The organism is Methanoculleus sp. UBA208 (genome assembly GCF_002498065.1).
Classification (GTDB): domain Archaea; phylum Halobacteriota; class Methanomicrobia; order Methanomicrobiales; family Methanoculleaceae; genus Methanoculleus.
Genome location: NZ_DAFZ01000118.1, coordinates 8,146 through 24,848 on the forward strand (window position 1 = coordinate 8,146; position 16,703 = coordinate 24,848).

17 protein-coding genes are annotated in these 16,703 nt (G+C 62.2%); 12 read left to right on the top strand and 5 right to left on the bottom strand.

Features of this window, described 5'->3' with window-relative positions; translation table 11 throughout:
• Nucleotides 1-140 precede the first annotated feature (140 nt).
• The 3 genes from BRA62_RS12080 to BRA62_RS12090 are packed head-to-tail and all read right to left on the bottom strand — an operon-like array spanning nt 141 to nt 4,318.
• Nucleotides 141-2,870: a DEAD/DEAH box helicase gene (locus BRA62_RS12080; RefSeq protein ID WP_292366958.1), complete on the bottom strand. Its 2,730-nt coding sequence runs from the start codon at nt 2,868-2,870 to the stop codon at nt 141-143.
• Nucleotides 2,818-3,552 carry a metallophosphoesterase gene (locus BRA62_RS12085; protein ID WP_292366960.1) on the bottom strand — a complete coding sequence of 245 codons (735 nt, stop codon included), beginning with the start codon at nt 3,550-3,552 and terminating at the stop codon, nt 2,818-2,820. The genes BRA62_RS12080 and BRA62_RS12085 overlap by 53 nt, the downstream gene beginning before the upstream one ends.
• A 7-nt stretch (nt 3,553-3,559) precedes the next feature.
• Nucleotides 3,560-4,318 carry a hypothetical protein gene (locus BRA62_RS12090; RefSeq protein WP_292366962.1) on the bottom strand — a complete coding sequence of 253 codons (759 nt, stop codon included), beginning with the start codon at nt 4,316-4,318 and terminating at the stop codon, nt 3,560-3,562.
• Between the two features lie 202 nt (nt 4,319-4,520).
• Between BRA62_RS12090 and BRA62_RS12095 the strand changes: the two genes are divergently transcribed.
• From BRA62_RS12095 to BRA62_RS12105, 3 genes are all read left to right on the top strand, one after another.
• Nucleotides 4,521-5,684, top strand: a complete 1,164-nt coding sequence (locus tag BRA62_RS12095; protein ID WP_292366964.1) for an RNA-guided endonuclease InsQ/TnpB family protein — start codon at nt 4,521-4,523, stop codon at nt 5,682-5,684.
• Between the two features lie 109 nt (nt 5,685-5,793).
• Nucleotides 5,794-6,762, top strand: coding sequence for a replication factor C small subunit (locus BRA62_RS12100; RefSeq protein WP_292366966.1), 969 nt, complete (start codon nt 5,794-5,796; stop codon nt 6,760-6,762).
• A gap of 10 nt (nt 6,763-6,772) precedes the next feature.
• Complete coding sequence (locus BRA62_RS12105; RefSeq protein ID WP_292366968.1) at nt 6,773-9,952, top strand: LAGLIDADG family homing endonuclease; 3,180 nt, start codon at nt 6,773-6,775, stop codon at nt 9,950-9,952.
• A gap of 92 nt (nt 9,953-10,044) precedes the next feature.
• Here the strand turns inward: BRA62_RS12105 and BRA62_RS12110 are convergent, their stop codons facing one another.
• Together BRA62_RS12110 and BRA62_RS12115 are read right to left on the bottom strand one after the other, a co-directional pair.
• The gene (locus tag BRA62_RS12110; RefSeq protein ID WP_292366970.1) at nt 10,045-10,473 is read right to left on the bottom strand and encodes a HEPN domain-containing protein; all 429 of its coding nucleotides are present in this window, start codon (nt 10,471-10,473) and stop codon (nt 10,045-10,047) included.
• Nucleotides 10,439-11,035, bottom strand: coding sequence for a nucleotidyltransferase domain-containing protein (locus BRA62_RS12115; protein WP_292366972.1), 597 nt, complete (start codon nt 11,033-11,035; stop codon nt 10,439-10,441). Before BRA62_RS12115 ends, BRA62_RS12110 begins: the two co-directional genes overlap by 35 nt.
• A 600-nt stretch (nt 11,036-11,635) precedes the next feature.
• Here BRA62_RS12115 and BRA62_RS12120 point away from each other — a divergent pair.
• The 9 genes from BRA62_RS12120 to BRA62_RS12160 all read left to right on the top strand — a co-directional run bounded on the left by BRA62_RS12120 (nt 11,636) and on the right by BRA62_RS12160 (nt 16,698).
• Nucleotides 11,636-12,169, top strand: coding sequence for a DUF4367 domain-containing protein (locus BRA62_RS12120; protein ID WP_292366973.1), 534 nt, complete (start codon nt 11,636-11,638; stop codon nt 12,167-12,169).
• Between the two features lie 189 nt (nt 12,170-12,358).
• Nucleotides 12,359-13,021: a hypothetical protein gene (locus BRA62_RS12125; RefSeq protein WP_292366974.1), complete on the top strand. Its 663-nt coding sequence runs from the start codon at nt 12,359-12,361 to the stop codon at nt 13,019-13,021.
• A gap of 82 nt (nt 13,022-13,103) precedes the next feature.
• Nucleotides 13,104-13,436, top strand: a complete 333-nt coding sequence (locus BRA62_RS12130; protein WP_292366975.1) for a hypothetical protein — start codon at nt 13,104-13,106, stop codon at nt 13,434-13,436.
• Nucleotides 13,437-13,634: 198 nt separating this feature from the next.
• On the top strand, nt 13,635-13,850 hold the full coding sequence (locus BRA62_RS12135; RefSeq protein WP_292366976.1) for a type II toxin-antitoxin system HicB family antitoxin: 216 nt from the start codon (nt 13,635-13,637) through the stop codon (nt 13,848-13,850).
• Nucleotides 13,851-14,087 carry a type II toxin-antitoxin system HicA family toxin gene (locus BRA62_RS12140; RefSeq protein ID WP_292366977.1) on the top strand — a complete coding sequence of 79 codons (237 nt, stop codon included), beginning with the start codon at nt 13,851-13,853 and terminating at the stop codon, nt 14,085-14,087.
• A 70-nt stretch (nt 14,088-14,157) separates the two neighbouring features.
• Nucleotides 14,158-14,511 (top strand): dihydroneopterin aldolase family protein, encoded by a 354-nt coding sequence (locus BRA62_RS12145; RefSeq protein ID WP_292366978.1) that lies wholly within the window; start codon nt 14,158-14,160, stop codon nt 14,509-14,511.
• Complete coding sequence (locus BRA62_RS12150) at nt 14,483-15,313, top strand: TatD family hydrolase (protein WP_292366979.1); 831 nt, start codon at nt 14,483-14,485, stop codon at nt 15,311-15,313. Before BRA62_RS12145 ends, BRA62_RS12150 begins: the two co-directional genes overlap by 29 nt.
• 44 nt (nt 15,314-15,357) lie before the next feature.
• Nucleotides 15,358-15,651 (top strand): DUF424 domain-containing protein, encoded by a 294-nt coding sequence (locus BRA62_RS12155; RefSeq protein WP_292366980.1) that lies wholly within the window; start codon nt 15,358-15,360, stop codon nt 15,649-15,651.
• A gap of 3 nt (nt 15,652-15,654) precedes the next feature.
• A complete protein-coding gene (locus tag BRA62_RS12160; protein ID WP_292366981.1) occupies nt 15,655-16,698 on the top strand; it encodes a 60S ribosomal export protein NMD3 in 1,044 nt (347 codons plus the stop codon).
• The last annotated feature ends 5 nt before the right edge of the window (nt 16,699-16,703 follow it).

Here is a 16,703-nt window from a genome sequence, read left to right on the forward strand (position 1 = left end):
GGGGGGGGGGGGCGGGGGGGGGGGGGGGTGGGGGTTGTAGACATCAGCGTACGAGTGGAGGCAGGGGAGAGGGGAGCATCCCCCCCTGTCCTCTCGAAGAACTTTGTTCTTCTCAAGCTCCGTTCCTAGCGGAACGTCGCTTACCAATACCTATGCGTCTTCACGTAGTTCCGCTCGGCCTTCAAAATCTCCCGGTAGAAGGCGTCCCCTTCGGCCAGGGTCGCGAGGATCCGGGACGCCGCCTCCGGGCCGACGCCCTTTGCCGCGAGGGCGGTCACCGCCTTCTTCCCGCTCGAGAGGACGATGTTTGCGTTCCGGAGGAACCGGACCTCGATCGCCCGCTCCTCCTCGGACTTGTCCTTCTTCTTCACCGCCGGGATGAGCTGCTCGTCCCAGGGTTTCAGCGCCGCGATGAGCCGGGCGCTGCAGAGCGGGCATTGCGGCTTATCAGGGACCCGCTCGACAACCGTCCGGCTCTTCCACTTCCGGCAGTGCATGCAGAAGAGGACGACGTCCTCCTTCTCGAGGCGGCGCATCAGCGTCCCGATCACCGCCTGGTCGACCAACGGCGGCGGGATCATGTCCCGCGAGGACGAGAGCCCTTCGCTCCCGAGCGGGCTCAATCTCCCGACTGTGACGGCAAGTCGGCCGTCGCGAAGGCCTGAGAGGATCTCCTGCGCCGCGTCCACGTCCATGTAGTTGCTGAAGAGCTCGCGGTAGGCCTCGCCCGCGATGACGGTCTCGTTGAAGAGGTCGATGAGCCGGTGGATGCTGAACCGCTCGTAGTCGGCGTCCGCGTCGATGGCGCCGAACTTCTTGGCCACCTGTACGAGTTTCCACTTGAAGAGCGCCGTCCGCTTGAGGGCGAGTTTCAGGATCCCCGGGAGGTGTTCGGGTTCGAGCGCGGCAAGGGTCTCCTGCACCTCAAGCGTCCGGACGTTCTCGGGCAGGCGCAGGAGGAACCGGTAGGCACCGACCTCGATCCCGACGGTCGTCCCGTAGCGGGCCGAGAGGAGGACCGAGAGCGCCCTGGCCAGCGCCTCGTTCGCCTTGTGCCCGCCGCAGACGTTGCAGACCACGCCTTCGTCCGCGTTCTCGAGGGTGACGAGGCGGTCCGAGGGGACGGGGTAGTGCCCCTCGTCCATTCGCGCAATGAACCGCTCCGCGTAACAGACCGCTTCCGGGATATCGGAGTAGCGGGAGAACGCCCGGGTCCGCCGGAGCGCCCCGACCTCGCGGGCGACGGCGAACGGCACCGGGATCTGCTCGCCCTCCCACGACGGGACCTCTCCTTTCGCCCGGGTGGCCGGCTCGACAGTGATCCGCGCCCCCTCGATCTCGAGAACCCGCCAGAGCTGGCCCTTGGTGATGAAGACCGCGCCGGTGTGCATCCACCCGAGGACGAACGACTCGTCGAGCGTCCCGACCGTCCGGCGCGAGACCATGTCGAAGATCTCCATCTTCTTCTCGTCGTGGATCATCGAGAGGTTCTCGACGAGGTAGCGCCGCGCCCGGCCCGTCCGGATGAGGCGGGAGCCGTCGAGCCGGATCAGCCGGTGCTCCGCCATCTGGCGGCAGACGTCGTCGAGGAGCGGCCCGCACCCGGCAAAGACACTCGACCGCTCGATCATCTCCCGGACGCGGGAGACCTCGATCTCACCGTATTCGACCGCGATCGCCGCCACCTGGTTCGCGAGCACGTCGGCGGCACCGGCGGGCGGGACGATCCGCTCGCACTCGTTCGCCTTCGCCCGGCGGGCGATCACGACGGACTCAAGGAGGTCGTCAAACCCCGTCGCGAGAACGGTGCCGCGCGAGACGGCGTCGAGCCGGTGGCCGGCGCGGCCGACCCGCTGCACCAGGCGCGAGACCTGCCGGGGGGAGCCGAACTGGACGACGTGCTCGATGTGCCCGATATCGATACCGAGTTCCATCGACGACGTGGCAATCAGCGTCCGGACCTCGCCTTTCCTGAACCGCTCCTCGGCATCGACCCTGACGTCCCGTGAGAGCGAGCCGTGGTGAACCTCGACGTCCCCGCGGGGATAGAGGTGGTGCCCGAGCGCTTCGGCGGTCACCCGGGTGTTGACGAAGACGAGGGTGGAGCCGGGGGCATCGAGACACCTCCCGACGGCGCGCGCCTGAGCGCCGAAGTCTTCCCCGGCGAACCGGACGCCGATATCGAGGCTGCTTGCCACCGGCACTTCCACGAGCGAGAACGGACGGGGGCCGCAGAGGAACCGGCCGATATCGTCCGGGTTTCCGACGGTCGCCGAGAGGCCGATCCGCTGGAACCCTCCCGCGTATTCGGCCAGGCGCTCGAACGCCACCGCGAGCTGTGCTCCCCGCTTGCTGTCGGCGAGTTCGTGGATCTCGTCTATGACGACGTATTTCACGTTCTTCAGGTGCTCGCGGAGGCGCTTGCCCATGAAGAGCGCCTGCAGGGACTCGGGGGTGGTGATGAGCAGGTCGGGCGCGTTCAGCGCCTGTTTCCGCCGCTCGCTCTGCGGGGTGTCCCCGTGCCGGACGCCGACCGAGAGACCGAGTTCGCGGCACCACCACTCCATCCGCGCGAGGATATCCCGGTTCAGGGAACGGAGGGGCGTGATGTAGAGCGCCTTGAACCCTGCGCCGGCTGTCTCGAGGAGCCGGTCGAAGACCGGAAGCATCGCGCTCTCGGTCTTTCCCGTGCCGGTCGGCGCTACCAGGACCAGGTTCTCTCCCGCAAGAAGCCGCGGGATGGCCTGCTCCTGCGCCTCCGAGAACCCGGTGAACCCGCGCCTCCTGACGACCTCCCGCACCCGCGGGTCGAGGAGGTCAGGTGTCGTCTGCGGGGCAGAGCGTGGCCGGGGAGCCGACGTACGTGCCATCTGCGAGATACACCTCCGCGGAATTTTCGTCTATGCACCGGGAGAGGGGGCCGAGCCCGCTCGCCCGCAGCCGCCCGACGTCTATCCCGCCCGCGAACTCGTTGAAGGCCGGGACGAAGAGGAGCCGGGTGCGCTCCCCCGACGGCTCCTCGACCACCGAGTAGAGGTAGGCCGGTCGGGCGCGTGCGGCGCACCCGACGGTGTCCACAAGCGAGACGACCGGGTGGTGGTGGCCGATGACAACAAGGTGGCCGGGGAGCCCCGGGGCGGGGTGGGTGTGGCCGTGCAGGTAGCCGACGCCGTCGATGAGCGTGCCCTCGGCGGGCAGGAGCTCGCCGGGCTCGAGAAACCGCCCGATGCCCCCGTCGTGGTTTCCGGGGGCGACGGCGATCGGCACGCGGTCCCGGAACGACCGGAGGACGCCGGGAAGTTCCCGGTACTCCTGCCTGCTTGTCACCAGGACATTGTGCTTGACGTCCCCGAGGAGGAGGAGGAGGTCGGGCTGTGTCTCCTCGATGCAGGCGATCACCCGGTCGGTCCGGACGGCGCTCCGGCTCGCGATGTGGACGCCGTGACGTTCGAGGCCCGATTCAATGCCCATGTGCAGGTCGGCGACGACCAGCACCCGCCGGTCCTGCTCGACCAGGAGGGCCGGGCCGTTCTCGATGAAATGAAGGCGCATTATCGTGTCAGATCAGTTTAATCATACCAGATGAGGGCTGGTAACATTCCCCTGCGGCGAGGAGCTCTTCGAGCGCGGTGCGTGCTTCCCGGGCGGAGAGGCCCGATCGCACCCCGGCGGCGACGGCGTCTTCAAAGCCGATGCCCCGTGCTCCGCCCTCCCCCTCGAGGGCATCGAGGAGGAGGTCGCGGCCGGCGAGGGGCGCGATCTCGCCGACAGCGGTGTCCGGGCGGACAGTTGCAAGCGCTGTGCGCACCATCGCGGCCATCCCGCGGATACCCCCATCCGTGATCCCGTAGAGGCGGCGAGCGGCCGCGGCCCGTTCGTCCCTGCCGTCCTGGAGCGCTTCGAGCCGGTCCAGCGTCGCGCCTGCGGTCGAAAGCACCCAGAGGTCGCGGGCGGTGCGGTTCACCACGTTGATTGCTTCGGCCTCTACGTTCGCGCACGCTCGCTCTCCGGAGCCGGTCAGCGCCGCCCGGCCGGTGACGGCGACGAACGCGGGCGGTTCGATGTAGCCGAGCGTCTCGACCGCGTCCGGGCTTTGCCAGTCCGCCGAGACCTGGAACGCGCCGGTGGGGTCGGCAATCCGGGCCTGCACGATCTCGCCGCTCCCCCTGCGCTCGGTAAGGGCGCCTACAATGAAGAGGCGGCGGCACCAGGCGGCCCCCGGCGTCACCACGTACGAGCCGCCCCGGCCGTCGCCGGAGTCCGCCGTGTGCCGCGCGGCGGAGAAGTCCTGCGCAAATACCCGTTCTGCAGGTTCCATGAATCCGTCCGTTAGAGGAAGGGGGTGCGGATATGCCGAGGCGGGAGAACCTGCCGGATCTCCCGGCCCGGCATTTCCGTGAAACCCTGTACCTATCTTTTCGTCTTCAGCTGATTCCGCAAGGAGTTCCCGGTCTTCAGGCCGAGCGGGAATTGCGATTCACTGATCTAACTTTATACACTTTTGAGTGAAATAGATACCTGTGCTCACCACAAAGACCGTCATCCTCAAGATGGACTGTTCCGACCCCGATCTTCTCGACCGGACGGTACGGACCTACACCGAGGGGATGAACTACGTCTCTGCGATCGTGTACAACCTCGGGAAACCCAAGGGTTCTGCTGCCCTCCAGAAGATTGTCTATCCCGCTCTTCGGGGGCAGATCGGTCTCAAGTCCCAGATGTCCTGCAATGTCGTCCGGCAGGTCACGGGAACCTACCGGACACTCCAGGCACAGGTTCGGGCGAAAAAGACCGGGTGGAAGCAGATCACCTACGCCCCCACCTCCATGACCTTCTCCTTTGGGCGAGACTTCTCCCTTGATGGAGACAAGATCGGTCTTACGACCCTCGAAGGGAGAAAGAAGTACCGGTTCTTCCGGTACCCCCACATGGAGCGGTATCTCGACGGAACCTGGAAGTTTGGCGCGTCGAAACTGGTGAAACACAAGGACGGGACATACTACTTCCACCTCTGTTGCGAGAGGGAGACAGAGACCCGTGAGGTCGCGGAGTCTTCGACCTTTATGGGAGTGGATGTGGGGCAGAACTTCCTTGCGGTTGCCTCGACGACCGACAAAAAGTGTCGGTTCTTCTGTGGCGGGAAAGCCAAGGATCTCCGCAACATCTATTCTACTATGCGGAAACGGTTGCAGTCAAAGGGCACCCGGTCGGCAAAGAAAATGCTGAAGCACCTCTCCGGCCGGGAGAGACGGTTGATGACTGATATGAACCACCGCGTCTCGAAGGAGATCGTTTCTTTTGCTGTTCAGAACAGGGTCGATGTGATCGGGTTGGAGGATCTGTCCGGGATCAGGGATCGGCCAGATACCCCCAAGAAGCGGAGATACACCCATCATTCCTGGGCGTTCTTTGAACTTCAGTCCTTCATCGAGTATAAGGCGCGGGAGAAGGGTATATCGACGGTCTATGTCGATCCTGCCTATACCTCCCAGACCTGCCCTCGATGCAACCATATCAGCAAGAATAATCGGAATGGAAAGTCGTTTGTCTGCGAATGCTGCGGGCACTCCCTCCATGCCGATCTGATCGGTGCTCGGAACATCGAGTCCAGAGCACGCACCTACAGGTATACCTTGGAGGTGCAGGGGTGCAGTCAACCACCCGGACGAGAACTATCGACATGATAGAGTCTCAAGCCCCGCCCTTCAGGGCGGGGTAGTTGACCCCTCTAAAAAGGATCACCGGAACGGATGACGATCCTTTTACGATGGACGAGCACCAACACCTATGCAAATGGACGGCAACCACACCATCTGGATAGAGAAGTATCGGCCCAGAAGACTCGATGAGATGGTCGGACAGAAGGATATCGTGGTGCGCCTCCAGTCCTACGTGAAGACCGGCAACCTGCCGCATCTCCTCTTCACGGGCAGCGCGGGGATCGGAAAGACGACTGCCGCCGTGGCGCTCGCCCGGGAGTTCTTCGGCGACTCCTGGCAGACGAACTTTCGGGAGATGAACGCCTCCGACGAGCGGGGGATCGACGTCGTTAGAAACCAGATCAAGGAGTTCGCCCGGACGTCGCCGCTTGCCGGGGCGACGTTCAAGATCCTCTTCCTCGACGAGGCGGACGCGCTCACGACGGACGCGCAGGCGGCTCTCCGGCGGACGATGGAGACCTACGCCCGCACCTGCCGGTTCATCCTCTCGTGCAACTACTCCTCGAAGATCATCGACCCCATCCAGAGCCGGTGCGCCATCTACCGGTTCAGGCCGCTGGATAAGGAGGCGGTCGTCGAGGAGGTCCGGAGGATTGCCGCGGCCGAAGGGCTCACGGTCACGGAGGGTGCGCTCGACGCCATCGTCTACGTCGCCTCGGGGGACATGAGGAAGGCGATCAACGCCCTGCAGGGCGCCGCCATCCTCCGGACGGAGATCGACGAGGAGACGGTCTACGAGATCACCGCGACCGCCCGCCCGGAGGAGATTGACGAACTCCTTGACCTCTCGATCGCAGGGAGGTTTGACGAGGCGGAGCAGGCGCTCATCGAACTGACCCGCGGCCGGGGCATCGCCCCGAACGAGCTGATCAACCAGTGCTACCGGGCACTGGTCCAGCGCGATATCGACCGGACGCTCAAAGTGAGACTGATCGACGCCCTCGGCGAGACCGATTTCCGCCTTTCGGAAGGAGCAAGCAGCGATATCCAGATGGAGGCGCTGCTCGCACGGTTCGTCCTCGCCGCAGGGCAGCACCGCTGAGGATTCTGCCGTGACCGAAGAGATAACCGTCGAAGTCACCGACAACGTCGGTGAGTGGACGAAGTTCCTGAAGAAGCAGTACAAGCGCGAGCTCGCCGAGCTCTCCCGCGAGTACCCCCACAACCGGTCGCTCATCATCGATTACCGCAAGATCTTAAACAACAAGCTCGCGTTCGAGCTCCTGAGGAGCCCGGGAAAGGTCCTCGGGGATATCCGGGACGCGATCGTCCAGAACAAGCTCCTCAAACTGAAAGAAGGCCAGGACCCGGACCTGATCAACATCAGGTTCACGAACCTGCCGCAGAAGACCGACGTCCGGGCTATCCGGGCAGACCAGATCAACACCTTCGTCAGCATCGAGGGGATCCTCAGAAAGACGACCGAGGTGCGCCCCAGGATCGTCAGCGCGGTCTTCCGGTGCCGCACCTGCGGCAAAAACACCGACCCGGTTCCGCAGGGCTACGGGCGGTTCGACGAGCCCGATTTCTGCCCGAATTGTGAGAGGAAGACCCGTCTCGATCTCGTCATGAACCGGTGCCGGTTCGTCGACGCCCAGAAACTCCGGATCCAGGAGTCGCCCGAAGGCCTCCGGGGCGGCGAACAGCCCCAGACCCTCGATATCGACGTCACCGACGACCTCACCGGCATGGTCGCGCCGGGCGACCGGGTGGTGGTGAACGGCATCCTTCGGTCGGTGCAGAGGGTCAACTACGGCCAGAAGAGCACGCTCTTTGACATCTACCTCGAGTGCAACTCCATCGAGGTCGCCGAGAAGGAGTTCGAGGAGGTCTCGATCTCCGAGGAGGACGAGGCGAAGATCATGGCGCTCGCCCGCGACCCCATGGTCTACAAGAAGATCGCCCGGTCGATCGCGCCGACGATCTACGGTACCGACGACGTGAAGGAGGCGATCGCGCTCCAGCTCTTCGGCGGCATCGCGAAGGACATGCCGGACGGCTCCCGCCTCCGTGGCGACGTCCACGTCCTTCTGGTCGGCGACCCGGGTATCGCAAAGAGCCAGATATTGCGCTACGTCGTGAAACTCTCGCCCCGCGGGATCTACACGAGCGGCAAGTCGTCGACGTCCGCCGGGTTGACGGCGACGGCGGTCAAGGACGAGTTCGGCGACGGGCGCTGGACGCTCGAGGCCGGTGCGCTGGTCCTCGCGGATATGGGGATCGCCGCCGTCGATGAGATGGACAAGATGCAGAAAGAAGACCGGAGCGCGCTGCACGAGGCGATGGAGCAGCAGTGCTACGACGACGAGACCGAGGTCCTCACGGAGAGCGGGTGGAAGCTCTTCCGGGACGTCAACGCGGACGATCGTGTCGCGACACTCTCTCCCGAAGGCAGGCTCGAGTACGCATCCCCGTCCAATTTCGTGGCATCGGAGTATGACGGGGAGATGTACTACGTCAAATCGCGCCAGGTCGACCTCGCGGTCACGCCGAACCACTGGATGTACGTCAACCTGAACCGGCGTGCCGACGAGTGGGAAGGGTTCCGGCTCGTCCGCATGGACGAACTCCCCATCCACAAGCGGATGCGGTTCAAGAAGAACGCCGCATGGACGGGGGAGCGGCAGGAGACCTACGAGATTCCGCCCGTCGTCAAGTTCGCGAACCAGAACGCCGAAGGGAAACTCACCGAGCCCATCACGGTCGGGATGGACGACTGGCTTGAGTTCCTGGGCTACTTCCTCTCCGAGGGGTCCGTCCAGCGGCACTACCAGACGGGGGTTCCCTACCGCGTCATCATATCTCAGACGAACCCGGAGTCTGCCGAAACGATCCGGCGGTGCCTCGAACGACTGCCGTTCCGCTTCTCCTATGACGGCAAGAACTTCGCGATCAACGCAAAGCAGCTCGCGGAACACCTCGCGCCGTTCGGGAAATGCCACGAGAAGTACGTCCCAGACTACGCCAAACGCCTCTCCCCGGAGCAGATCGAGATACTCCTCGACGCGCTCATGCTCGGGGACGGCTACATCAACAAGAAGACCGGGGTCTCGATATATACCACCTCGTCGAGGAGACTGGCCGACGACGTCACCGAGCTCCTGCTGAAGAAGGGGTGGTCGGGGAACGTCCACCTCATGCGGGAGGCAGGGGCGGTCGCGCCCAACCCGCGAGGCGGGACCTCGACCGCGACCCACGACATCTACCAGGTGACGTTCATCCGCGACGGCCAGAACGAGCCGAACGTCAACTCGAACGGGCAACGGCAGATCGAGAAGCGGCCGTATAAGGGCACGGTCTACTGCCTCGAGGTCCAAAACCACATCCTCTACGTCCGGCGAAACGGCATCCCGGTCTGGTGCGGCAACTCGATCTCGGTCGCAAAAGCCGGCATCACCGCGACCCTGAAGTCCCGGTGCGCCCTCCTCGGCGCCGCGAACCCGAAACTCGGGCGGTTCGACCAGTTCGTCCCGATCGGCGAGCAGATCAATATGCCGCCCTCGCTCCTCTCCCGGTTCGACCTCATCTTCGTGATGACCGACCAGCCCGAGGTCGAGCGCGACGGGGCGATTGCGCAACACATCATCAAGACTCATTCCGTCGGCGAGCTGATCAAGCAGCACGCGTACGAGCCCCTGCCCGAGGTCGACGACGAGTACATCGAGCGGGCGCTTGCGCCGGTCATCCCCGACATCGACCCGACGCTTCTCCGGAAGTACATCGCCTACGCAAAACGGACCTGTTACCCCATCCTCTCCGACGGGGCGAAGGAGGCGTTGATCGCCTACTACATGCGCCTGCGCAACCTCGCGAGCGGGAACAAGCCCGTCCCGGTCACCGCCCGGCAGCTCGAGGCGCTGGTCCGGCTTGCGGAGGCGAGCGCCAGGATGCGGCTCTCGAACACCGTCGATACGGAGGATACCGACCGGATCCTGAAGATCGTGGACGCCTGTCTCCGGCAGGTCGCCTACGACGCCGAGAGCGGGAGTTTCGATATCGATAAGCTCGTGACCGGGGTCACGAAGTCGCAGCGCGACATCATCCGGTCGGTGAAGGAGGCGATCCGGAACGTCTCGGGCGACTCCGGCGGCCAGGCGCGGGTCGACGAGGTGATCGAAATCCTGGTGCAGCAGGGATTCTCCCGCGACAAGATCGAGCACACCCTCGAGCAGCTGAAACGCGGCGGGGAGTTGCTGGAACCCCGGCACGGGCTGGTGAAGCTGATCGGGTGAGGGACTGTTACCGGTCGGGATCAATCGAACTTTTTTTTCCGGGCAGCCAGCTCCGGGTGAGGTCAGGAGTCCCTCGACCCACGATCCCGAAGTCAGGGAATAAACCCGTCGTCCGTAAGGATCTTCTTTATCGTGTTCACCAGGGCTTTTGCTGTGGCAAGGGCGCCTTCTGCATCGGTATGGGTGGCGACAGAACTGAGATCATACGTGGCCGCATGCCGTTTTCTCCGCATCCGGTCAAAGGCGGCAACCTCATCCGGGGTGAGGTAGAACTTCAGGAACTCCTTTACTGAAACGTGCCCTTCACCACCCTTCGGCCGATAGCCCCTGGAGAAGATCAGTGCCCTCCCTGCCGAGAGGGCAGCGTTGTAGGAGATGTTATACGCCCATTCGTTGCTGAACTCAAGGTTCATCTCGGCGGCATGGAGATCCCGTTCCGCAATACCGATTGCTTCCCTGACCGTGTTCGGATCGATGGGTATCCTCTCAATCTTCCCTTCCATCTCCAGGCGTTTCACCATAGCAACCCTCACCCAGGATCATAACTTTTGGTCTGTTCAGAACATTGGTGACGAACGGATCGGCCCTTTCGATGCGCTCCCGTAATTCTTCTCTCTTCACCAGCGTATAATTAATCTCCCGCTGCAGAGTCCTCTCGCTCTCGTTTATCAGAGGGATCAGGCGATTTTCGTCGGCCTCCCCGACGATGAAGAGATCGATGTCGCTCTTTGCGCCTGCCGTTCCGGAGGCAAATGAACCGTAGATGAATATGCACTCGAGATTGCCGAGTTCGTCAAGTCGCTCTTTGAGAACCCGGGCGACGCCCTCCGTCTTGAGAACCAGTCTCTGCAACTCGGGGTAGAGGAAGAAATTTTGGTCGACGGTGTAGTATGTCTGGTTCCCCTTTGTTTCCGACCTCAACAGGCCGAATGTTTCGAGGTGCGCGAGTTCCTTCCGGACAAGGGCGTAGTTCTTCCCGACCAGCCTCTCGACCTGGCGGATGTAATACTCCTTATCGGGATTCAGGAGGAACAGGGTGAGGATCTTCACTCTCGTCTCTGAGGATATGAGAGCCTCAAGCATGCAGGAAGAGTGTCACCGGTTGATTATAAAAAGTAATCGATTGATTACTAAATGTGTTCAAACGGTTGTATAATATAATCAATACGCAATGGCAATTGCCCGCGCAGGAAGAACGGGTCCGGCAGCCAGCCGCAGATAATCCTTACGGCACATCGCGGGCGGCAGGCCATAGGCTTCCGGGCAGATGTTGATGAACCGCTTCCGGCGATTCGGATCGTCTGCCGAAGACTATCATACCCCGCATAGCCTGTCTCGCCGTGAGAACGATCCGTCTCCTCTACTCTCCGCCCCAGGGGGGATCCGCCGGCTCACTTTCACGAACAGCCTCCGGACGTGTAGATGATTGTGAGAGAAATGCTATATAGACCCGGGTCTATCCCCTTATGCGGATGCTCAAACAACGTTCGCAAAACCGCGCAGACTCACCCCATCCATCCAAGACCGGGTGAGCCCCCCTACTGCCCGAAGGCAAGAGAGTGGTTCGCATTCCACGTACTTAAGGCTGCGCCTCTTTTGCCTCCGGGGATGTTACTGGAGGAAAAATCACGTGAAGCCCCACTATATCATAGTAATACTCTCGTTTCTTCTCCTCACCGCGGGGTGCATCGAGCCCGCGGCCACCGATCCCGCAGAGGTTACGCCGTCACCCATAACCGAACTCCCCCCGACAATGCACCGTCACTCCGGGATCTCTTCTCCTTCAGATTCTATTATGGGTGGGAGAACCCCGCCGAATACACGAGTTTCCCCCCGCCGTCATACACTCCTGAGGGGTATATCCTCTACGACCTCCAAATAACCACTGTCTGGAACGAGACGGAACCTCACGACCGCCGCACGACGATCGGCGAGACCCTGCGCTACGCACGCAACGACACGATGCAGAATGCGTCAACTACCGATATGACGCTTCTCGACGTCACCTGGAGCAAATACGGGTACAACCCCTATGCAAAAGATCAGATCGTTAACAGCGAGCCAAAACCCGTTGACATAAACGGGTATGCAGGGTTGATCTACGAGACCGAATCGGACCGGTTGATCGCCTGGACGGCCGGAAACGCTACGTATCAGGTGCGTGGGTCGCTTGACCGCGACGAATTGATCCGGGTAGCGCAGTCGATCGCCTGTTAATCGGCGGATACCATGGAGGAGAGATGAACCATCTCTGCAAGCCGTTATTACGGTTTTGAGAACCGTTATAGTCAAAAATTTACGAAAATTACTTAATTCCACACGGGGACATACCAATACTGATTAAAATAAAGCCGATGCATGCCTGGAGCGGAGCCGGAGACCCGTAATAATCCCAGGATAATAAAAATGACAGAAGAAATGAAGAGAAAGTCCCTGATGAAACTCATGAAGGTTGATACTATTGCCAAAGAAGAGTTGTGGCGTTCAGTTGCAACCTTTGGAGTCTCGCTTATCGTCACCGCTTTCGTCATCACAACAGACTACCTCCCATTGCCAGCTTTTTTGTTCTTACCCCTGCCATTGATGATCGCTGCAGTAGTCGCCTGCGTTATGGTGTGGTATAGACGAAAAGAAGGCCTGATCGACCCCAATCCAGCGAATATCTTTCGCCATGCGCTTCGACTGGGGAAGCGCGGAGAAAGGAAGACAGCACGGAGAAGAGGCATCGTCGAGAAGGTGATCGATACTGTCCTTCTCGTCACAGTCTTCCTGATCTATCTCTATGCGTCCCTTACGTATTCCATCAACCAGGCATCCTGGCTCCCCGTCCTTGTCGTCATCGGCCTGCTCCTGACACGAATCGTCTTCACCGATGGCGGCGAGCGCCGCGTCACTTTGGTGCGATCGGTTGTCTTCTACCTTATAGCAGCCGGGATCGTCCTTCTGCGCTACGCGGTGCTGGAATACCCCGTTACCCCCCTCCTCCAGGGAATCGCGCTTGTCGGCATCATTACTTTTCCCATCCTCTACATCTGGGACCGGAGACGCACGTCGAAAGGAACAGGCTGATGAAACCATGTGATGGAAATGACCACAGAAACAGAGAAAAAAACCCGATAAGATTGCGGGCGTTCTGGGCGCGCTCTTCGGCGTGTTCCTGTATTACCTCTGGGTCGCCGTGCTCATGGCGATCCTCTTCGCGTTCTTCGCGGAACCGAACGCCATGGGAGCATTCATAGTCAAATTCCCACAGATGGTACAGATCTGGCTCAACACCGGAATGCTGCCGGTCTTCATCATCTCCGGCTACTACCTGTTTACCCGCGATACGATGCCTGAAGCGGAACGCCTTCCGGGTAGAGCAGGGCTTGCGGCCTCGGCCTCGGGTTCCTCCTCTGGCTCCTCGTGCTGGCGGCTCTGGAAGTTCCGGGGACTACCGTGGAATACCCCTATTACGTCGCCGGAGGCTACGTCGTCATGCTGATCCTGGGTGTGATCATCTGGAAAACCTGGAGCCGGGGAGCATGAACCCGGCAACAGGAAGAAGCACCATCAATACCGAAAACGAAAGATGAATCAACAACCTTCGCCGGCAGAGAAACCGGGCTAAAGTATATCGCCAGATGAGTTGAATATCAGACTGATCGCCTCTACTCAAATCAAATGCAGGAGAGATAAGCCCATGAAAACCTTGAAAATCATCGTCGAGAAGCATCCTGACGGCTATGTCGCCTACCCTCTGGGTCTGAAGGGTGTCGTCGTTGCAGAGGGGGACACCTACGAAGAAGCACTTACCGGGGTGAAATCCGCCATACAGTTTCACATAGAGACCTTCGGAAATGATGCGTTCGAGAACAACGACATCATGGAGACCTTCGTCGCCGAAGTTGCCGTATAGATGAAGTTCCCGCACGATGCGCCCCAGCGGAAGGTGCTGAAAACGCTGGAAGCGCTCGGTTTTCAGGTCGTCAGGACGGGCAACCATATCGCGCTTATCCGCAGCAATCCGGACGGCACAACGACGCCGCTCACGATGCCGAACCACCCCAGACTCAAAGGCCCGACCCTCCGAACCATCTGCACGCAGGCAGGTATCTCTCGAGAAGAGTTCCTGCGTGTTTATGAGCGCGTGTAAAACAGACCCCCTTCTTTCTCACCTCCTCCGGGGCGCACCTTCTTACTCCCACACCCCTAACCTACTAACCATGATCACCGACCGCGAAAAAGCGGCCTTCGAAGCCGGTATCAAACTCGGCGCCCTCTACCACCAGTTCGTCGGGACGCCCATCGCCCGCGAGACCGCGGCGGCAGTCGAGGCCGCCATCGAGCAGGCCGTCGGGCTGCAGCCCTACGTGACGGGGATCCGCGTCCGGCTGAACCGCGATATGATGGTCTCGAACCGGTTCGGCTACTCGGAGCTCGCCGGGCGGATGTTCGACGCCGAGATCACGACCGAGGTCGGGGCGGCCGTCTGCCGGGCCCGGCTGCGCCTCGAGGACGACTACCCCATGATGGAGATCGTCGAGTTGCATGAAACTCCCCGCGATACCGATCACTGACGACCATATCCATATCGACCCGGGAAACGGCCGGGGGATCGAGGCCGCGAAGGACTTTCGCCGCAGCGGGGGGACGCACATCTTCCTGGTCTCAAAACCCTCCTGGTCGCTTTCGGTCGAACCCTCGTCGGGTGAGGACTACCGCGAGGTCTTCGATACGACGCTCCGGGTGGCCGAGATGGTCCGGGAGACCGGGCTCGTCGTCTACCCGGTCCTCGGCGTCCATCCGGCGGAGATGAACCGCCTCGCGGCACGGATGAGCCTTGACGAAGCCGCCGCCGTGATGACGGCCGGCCTCGACCTTGCCGCCCGCTACGTCGAGGATGGACGTGCCGTCGCCCTCAAAAGCGGCCGGCCCCACTACGAGGTCGCACCGGAGGTGCTTGCGGCTTCAAACGCGGTCCTTTCCCACGCCCTCGAACTCGGGGCCGACTGCGGCTGCGCCGTCCAGCTCCACGCCGAGAGCGGGCCCTGCGCCGACGTCGTCGATATGGCCGCTCAAGCAGGTATCCCGGTCGAGCGGGTCGTCAAACACTTCGCGACGCCCGACACCCCGCTCACGCCCTCCTTCATCGCGCGGCACGAGGATATCCCGGCGCTCGCCCGGGCGGGCCGGCGGTTCACCATGGAGAGCGACTACATGGACGAGAACGCGAGGCCCGGCGCGGTCATCGGACCGAAGTCGGTGCCGCGGTTCACGCGCCGGTACCTCGAAGAAGGGCTCATCACCGAAGAGGACGCCTGGCGCATCCATGCAGAGACCCCGTCAAGCACCTACGGCGTGGATATCGCGCTTCCTTAACGGAACTGCGCACCTTTTTGACGACTCCCGTCAAACGATATGTGATGTACTTAAAAGTGCACCGCATACCGGGCGCCGGTGAGGTGGTGGCCGCCTGCGACGCCGAGCTCCTGGACGTCACCCTGATGCACGGAGACGTTGAGGTCTGCATCAGCGGAGGTTTCTACGGCACCGAACGTGCCGACGAAGAGGACGTCCGGAGGGCTCTCGCAGGCGCGGAAAACGTCAACATCATCGGCAAACGCGTCGTATCCCTCGCCGTCGCAATGGGACTGATCGCCGAGAAAGACTGTATCATGATCGGCGACGTGCCCCACGCCCAGATATTCAGGATCTAACCCATGACCATCCAGACGAGCATCTGCCCCCGCTGCGGGAAGCCGAGCGAGGAGGGACTCTGCCCGGAATGCCGGGCCGCGGATGTGCGGCTGCTGACCTGCGAGCCGTACGTGACCGCCGTCTACTGTCCGGTCTGCGAGTCGCAGAAACGCGGCAAAACCTGGTCGGACCTGCAGATGCCGCGCGAGGACCTCGTCGCCGAGATGGCGGTATCCGCGGTCAGCATCCACGAGGACGCGAAGGATATCCAGGTCACCGTCCGCGCCGAAGAGATCGCGTCGAACAGGACGGCCTGCACCGTCGAGGTGGAGGCAAACCTGTATGGGGTCCCGGTCCGGGAGACCTGCAGTACCGAGATCCGCTGGCAGAAGGAGTCCTGCGACCGGTGCAGCCGCATCTCCGGAGGCTACTACGAGGGGATCGTCCAGGTGCGGGCGACCGGCAGGAAGATCAACGCCTACGAGCGCGAGGTCGCCGCGACGATCGCACAGCAGGCCGAAGAGTCGCTCCAGCAGTCGGGCGACCGTTTCTCCTTCATATCGGATCTCGAGGACACAAAGGACGGCGTCGATATCACGGTCGGGACGCAGCACCTCGGTCAGGAGATCTCCCGTACGATCACCGGGGCGCTCGGGGGGCGGTTTACGACCCACCCGAAGCTGGTCGGCGAGAAGGACGGAAAAGCACTCTACCGGATCACCTACTCCATCCGGCTGCCGTTCTACCAGAAAGGGGACGTGGTGGTCTCCCGGGGCAATTACTTCGAGGTGCGCGATATCGACGGGCAGCGCCTACGGGTCTTCGATCTCGCTGCCGGCGTTGCCCGGACCATCGCCGAGGGCGAGGTCGAACGCCTCATCGGGAACGTCCGCGAGGCCGAGTCCGCGCTCGTCGTCTTCACGCAGCCGAACCTGGTGGGGCTGATGGACCCGAAGACCTACCGGACGCGTGAGGTTAACCCGGTGCCCTGGACGTTCCCGGTGGAGGGGCAGCCGATCCGGGTGCTCCGCGACGAGGAGCAGGACCGGCTGGTCATCGTCGGGTGACTGCC